Below are 5,592 nucleotides of genomic sequence, written 5' to 3' on the forward strand. Positions count from 1 at the left end.
CGATGCCGCCACCACTAGCTCGTAGAGGTGCACGCACGCCCCAATACGACGAATCCGAATATGCAGGGTTACCGGTATAGGTCGCCGAGTACATCAGGTGAATCAGCCCATCCAGTCCGCTATGTGGACTTCGCAAAATCGGCTGTCCCTCAGGCATCTGATTCGAGCTTTGGGGCCATCGATCACAGTCGCCGTGCGGCGGCTTCCACGGCGACAGGCGTTACAGGATCTGCACACTCGGCGATTCCGGAACACTCGTGTACGCATCGGCCTTGTCGTAGTTACAGGACCCACAGGCCTGCTGGCCACTCGGAACACGCGCCTTTACCGCACAACGCCAAACCGAACTCGACCAACTCCCCGGGTGGCATCGGCAACCGTGACAACGGCTGGGCGGCGGCTTGACGACCTGGGCCCACGTGTCGGATGAAGTCGTCACACTCATCGTAACGAGCGTGATCGCTGGCCCGGCAGGCCGCCAGCGACGCAGCCACGAATCGACACTGGCTATGGTGTCGGCCCGCTCACCAACTCCGTCGTCTTGCCGCAGCGGCAAGTCGGCTTCTGCGCGCCTGCGCACGTCGCCGGTACTCCTTTGGTTACTGTCACCTCACAGCCGCACGACGAATCTGGACACCGATACGCCTGCCCCTCGCGAAACGCCATCGTGAACTCCTTCCACACTGGGTTGCACTCCAACACAGCGAAGGTAGAACCTTGACCCATGGGCAAGGTCAAGCCGACAGGCGAACAGCCGCCAAACCAACCCGTCACGATCAGTCGCGCGGCGGCGGCGGGCCTGACGGCCAAAGCCGTGCGGCTTTACGAAGCTCGGGGGCTGCTCACTGCCCCCTGCGCACCGCCGCCGGCTACCGCCTCTACGCCGATTACGACATCGCACGACTGCGATTCATCGCCGCGGCCCGCAAATAGGACTACACATCGATCAAGTAGCCGAAATCCTCGCCACCGCCCACGACCGTCGACAGCCCTGCGCGACCACACGCGCAATCGTCGACCAACGCATCGACGAAATCGACCAAATCATCGTTGGACTGAGCGAGCTACGGGCAGCACTCGCCGACACCCGAGACACGAACACCGAAAAGACCGCCGCCACAAAGATCTGCCCTGTCATCGAAAAGGCCGAACGGGCCGACGCCGATGAGCTTCAACGCGCCAATGCACGTCGGCATGTCCGCCGATGAGGTCGGACGACGTTTATGTCGGGCAGGATGGGAGTTTGATTTGCGCCGAACGATCCACGGCTGAGACACCCACGTTTCCGGGCGGCGCCGATCGTTTCGAATTGTGGCGCTTCTACTTTCGATGCACGTCGGTGCCAGAAGATCACAGCGCGCCATGACCGAACCACTCATCGACCGCACCGCCCTCACCATGGAGCTGGAACGGTTCCGAACGGACTTTCATCACCTCCTGGATGTCGCCACCGACGACGACTGGCGCAAGCCAACTTCGGGTACTCGGTGGACAAACGAACAGCTGTTGTTACACATGGTTTTCGGCTACACGGTCGTGCAGCGACTGTTGTTCCTGGTGCGTGTATTCGGTCATCTGCCGCAGGCCTTGAGTCGCCGCTTCGCGCAGGCCCTCAACGCGGCAACCCGGCCGTTCCATGCAATTAACTTCTACGGATCCTGCCTAGCCGCCCGCGTGTACAACCGCAACCGCATGGGACCCAAACTTGACCGAGTAATCGACTCCCTTGGGGGGTTACTTATTTGCCAGCGTGACAACGCATTTCGGCGCGGGATGCACGGCCCGACCCGCTGGGATCCGTACTTCGAGGATTACATGACTCTGGCAGACATCTACCGCTACCCTGGCCAGCACTACGACCATCACCGCCGCCAGCTCACCATCGGCAACTTGACCTAGCTGCGGCTTCGGCCACTCCGCCGGAGCACGGTTCAGGCGATGGTGGTGTCGCGCTTGCCGATGCTGAGGTGTTGGATGTGGTAGATGGCCTCGTCGAGCAGTTGGGCGACGTGGTTGTCGTAGAGGCTGTAGACGATGTTGCGGCCGGCGCGGGTGCCGGCGACCAGTCCGAGCGCGCGCAGCAGCCGCAGTTGGTGTGACACCGCGGGTTGTTCCATGCCGACGGCGTCGGCGAGTTCGGTGACCGTGCATGGTCCCTGCCGCAGGCGGGTGAGCATCATCAATCTGCTGGGGGTGCCCAGCGCCTGCAAGGTCGCGGCTACGGTTGCCGCGTCGTCGATGTCCAGCGGCACCGCAGCAGTGGTGAGTTTGCCCTCTACTCCGTGGCCCATGTCACAATCCTAGATTATCCAAACACATGTAGACATCTTCATATGTATGCTTGAGTTGGCTCTTCGAAATGACGGGTCGTGCCGGGAGGCAATCGGATGACATCAGCGGTACTGCAGGACGAAACCGCCGCGCCGGCGCAGCGAGAAGCGTTGCGGCCACGATGGTTACGGGCCTTCGCGTTGCCCGAGGTGCGATGGGCCAGCGCAGCGACCGTGTTGTTTTTGGCCGGGCTGGGGGCCCAGGTCGCCGGCGCCCCGGCCTGGTCGTGGTGGACGCTGTATCTGGCCTGCTACGTGACCGGCGGGTGGGAACCCGGCTGGGCCGGTATCCAGGCACTGCGTCACAAGACCCTCGACGTTGACCTGCTGATGATCGTCGCCGCGATCGGTGCGGCCGCGATCGGGCAGGTCTTCGACGGCGCCCTGTTGATCGTCATCTTCGCCACCTCCGGCGCCTTGGAGGCCGTGGCGACCCAGCGCACCGAGGACTCCGTTAAAGCCCTGCTGGATTTGGCCCCCCAGCAGGCCACCCGCATTGGCCCCGACGGCACCGAGCAGCGTGTCGACACCGCCGAGTTGGCGGTGGGCGAGCAGATCCTGATCCGCCCCGGCGAACGCATCGGCGCCGATGGCGAAATACTGGACGGCGCCAGCGATGTCGACCAAGCCTCGATCACCGGCGAACCGCTACCGGTGGCCAAAACCGTCGGCGACGAGGTGTTCGCCGGCACCGTCAACGGCACCGGTATGCTGCGGGTGCGGGTGGACCGCGACGCCTCGCAGACGGTGGTGACCCGCATCGTGGCGATGGTGTCGGAGGCCTCGGCCACCAAGGCCAAAACCCAGCTGTTCATCGAGAAGGTCGAACAGCGCTACTCGGTCGGGGTCGTGGTCGCCACCCTGGCGCTGTTCTTCGTCCCGCTGGCGTTCGGCGCCGCCCTGCAGCCCACCTTGCTGCGGGCGATGACGTTCATGATCGTGGCCTCCCCATGCGCGGTGGTGCTGGCCACCATGCCGCCGCTGCTCTCGGCGATCGCCAACGCCGGGCGCCACGGTGTGCTGGTCAAGTCGGCGGTGGTGATGGAACAACTCGGCGACACCACCATGGTCGCGTTCGACAAGACCGGCACCCTGACCGAAGGCACCCCCCGCCTCACCGACATCCGCGTCCTGGATGCCGCCGCCATCACCGAAACCGCACTGCTGTGGCTGGCCGCCAGCGCCGAACGACCCAGTGAACACCCGCTCGGGCGTGCCGTGGTCGCCGCGGCCCACGAGCGCGGCCTCCGCCTGGCCCACGCCGAGGACTTCGACTCCATCCCCGGCCACGGGATCCACGCGGTCATCGACGGACAGCGAGTCGCGGTGAGCAGCCCCGGCCACCGGCTGGCCCACACCGCAACCAGCGCATCGCCCGATCAACATGCGATCGAGCAGGCCACCACGATCGTCGAGGAAATCGAAACCACCGGACACACCGCAGTCCTGGTCACCGTCGACGACCGCCCCGCCGGGGTCCTAGGGCTGGCCGACCGGCTGCGACCCAACGCCACCGCAACAACCGCCGAACTAACCACGCTGACCGGGCGCGCCCCGGTGCTGTTGACCGGCGACAACCCCTGCGCCGCGGCGCATCTCGCCGAACAGGTCGGTATCACCGACGTCCGGGCCGGGTTGCTGCCGGCCGACAAGGTCAGCGCCGTGCGCCGCCTGGAAAGCGACGGTGAGCGGGTGCTGCTCGTCGGCGACGGCGTCAACGATGCACCCGCGCTGGCCGCCGCCCACACCGGTGTCGCCATGGGCCGCGCCGGCTCCGACCTGGCCCTGGATACCGCCGATGCGGTCGTGGTCCGCGACGAACTGGCCACCATCCCCGCCGTGATCGCGCTGTCCCGCCGGGCCCGCCGTGTCGTGGCGGCCAACCTGACCATCGCGGCCACCTTCATCACCGTGCTCGTGCTCTGGGACATATTCGGGCACCTGCCGCTGCCGCTGGGCGTGGCTGGCCACGAAGGCTCCACCATCATCGTCGGCCTCAACGGTCTGCGCCTACTCCGCGAAAAAGCGTGGCGCACAGCCGCACTCCCCAAGCGCAGCAACAACGGTTCGGGTCGCCCTACCGATAACCACCACCACGGCCCAGACCCATCCCGGCGACACGGTTAGGAACAGGTCATGGCTCTCACCGCGCTGCTGCTCTACGCGCTCTTCGGCGCACTCGCAATGGGGGTGGCGCAGCTGGCGACAACGGCGTCGCACCGGGTCGACCGGATTCCACGGCATCAGCGGACAACCCGGATCCCTCGAATGGCTAGCCGGCGCCGGATTCGTGCTCGCCATCATCATCGGCCTCGCCGCCCCGCTACTGCAGCTACTGGACGTGCTCTCGCCACTCGCCGCTCTGCACACCCCACCCATCCAGACTCTCGCCACCACGCTGGCCGTCGTCGACATTGCCGCCACCCCCTACGCGCAGAACGACATGGGCGAATCCTGGCGCATCAGCGTCACCCCCAGCGAGACAAGGACATTGGTCCGACGAGGCGTCTTCGCCATCGTCCGCAACCCGATCTTCACCGCCATACTCACCTTCGCCGCTGGCGTCGCCCTGATGACCCCCAGCCCGCTCGCGATCACCGGATTCGCGCTCCTGCTCGCCACCATCGAACTGCAGGTCCGCGTCGTCGAAGAGCCCCACCTACGCCCACGGCCACAGCTACCACAACTACGCCAGAACCGTCGGCCGCTTCGTGCCGAAAGTCGGAACGATCCGCCAATAACGCCGTCGCCGTGGGCGACACCCGCGCGCGGCATCCCCACTACGGCTTCGATGCGCACAGGCCGAGAGATACACACCTACAGACACCGTGACTCAGGATCGTCTACCGGCTGAATCAAATCGACCTACACAGTTGGGATACAACAGGATTCGTCCGACCGATAACACAACCCGGACGCCTCGTTGAAACCTACCGATGTCCCTCGGTAACTCCACGGCTGTAACCCTCCGTAATCGGGAACACGCAACTGAGGCTCCGTTCCCGATTACGGCCACACCGTTAATGCGAAGCTAATTGCGAACAGTCGTACACACGCCAATCAGACCCCAGATAAACGATTCATGTTTAGTCTCGTGAGCGTCCTGATCGATCTGTTTCGCGCCGTGCTGATAATCGCGTCTTCTGTAGGCAACAACGGGCTCGCCGGCAGCGGTTTCACGCGCCGGGACTGTGGAAATAACGGTGTTTCCGGCACTGACACGCTGAGCGAAGCTCGGCGAGGAAGGTGCCATGATGACGAC

General features: G+C 64.8%; 6 protein-coding genes. 4 read left to right on the forward strand and 2 right to left on the reverse strand.

Annotation, left to right across the window (positions count from 1 at the left end):
* The first annotated feature begins 959 nt into the window (after nt 1–959).
* Both A5759_RS26255 and A5759_RS02405 read left to right on the forward strand, forming a co-directional pair.
* Nucleotides 960–1,208 carry a hypothetical protein gene (locus A5759_RS26255; RefSeq protein ID WP_231984513.1) on the forward strand — a complete coding sequence of 83 codons (249 nt, stop codon included), beginning with the start codon at nt 960–962 and terminating at the stop codon, nt 1,206–1,208.
* A 154-nt stretch (nt 1,209–1,362) separates the two neighbouring features.
* Entirely contained in the window at nt 1,363–1,899 is a 537-nt protein-coding gene (locus tag A5759_RS02405; RefSeq protein WP_068193347.1) for a DinB family protein, read from the forward strand.
* A gap of 32 nt (nt 1,900–1,931) precedes the next feature.
* Here A5759_RS02405 and A5759_RS02410 read toward each other — a convergent pair whose 3' ends face one another.
* A complete protein-coding gene (locus tag A5759_RS02410; protein ID WP_068193350.1) occupies nt 1,932–2,291 on the reverse strand; it encodes a metalloregulator ArsR/SmtB family transcription factor in 360 nt (119 codons plus the stop codon).
* A 96-nt stretch (nt 2,292–2,387) separates the two neighbouring features.
* Between A5759_RS02410 and A5759_RS02415 the strand changes: the two genes are divergently transcribed.
* A complete protein-coding gene (locus A5759_RS02415) occupies nt 2,388–4,457 on the forward strand; it encodes a heavy metal translocating P-type ATPase (protein ID WP_068193352.1) in 2,070 nt (689 codons plus the stop codon).
* Nucleotides 4,458–4,620: 163 nt separating this feature from the next.
* The gene (locus A5759_RS02420) at nt 4,621–5,184 is read left to right on the forward strand and encodes an isoprenylcysteine carboxylmethyltransferase family protein (RefSeq protein WP_369816157.1); all 564 of its coding nucleotides are present in this window, start codon (nt 4,621–4,623) and stop codon (nt 5,182–5,184) included.
* 177 nt (nt 5,185–5,361) lie between these two features.
* Here A5759_RS02420 and A5759_RS26260 read toward each other — a convergent pair.
* The coding region (locus A5759_RS26260) for a hypothetical protein (protein ID WP_231984512.1) at nt 5,362–5,592 on the reverse strand (231 nt) is incomplete at its 5' end.

Source organism: Mycobacterium sp. 852014-52144_SCH5372336, from assembly GCF_001665615.1.
GTDB classification, from domain to species: domain Bacteria; phylum Actinomycetota; class Actinomycetes; order Mycobacteriales; family Mycobacteriaceae; genus Mycobacterium; species Mycobacterium neumannii_A.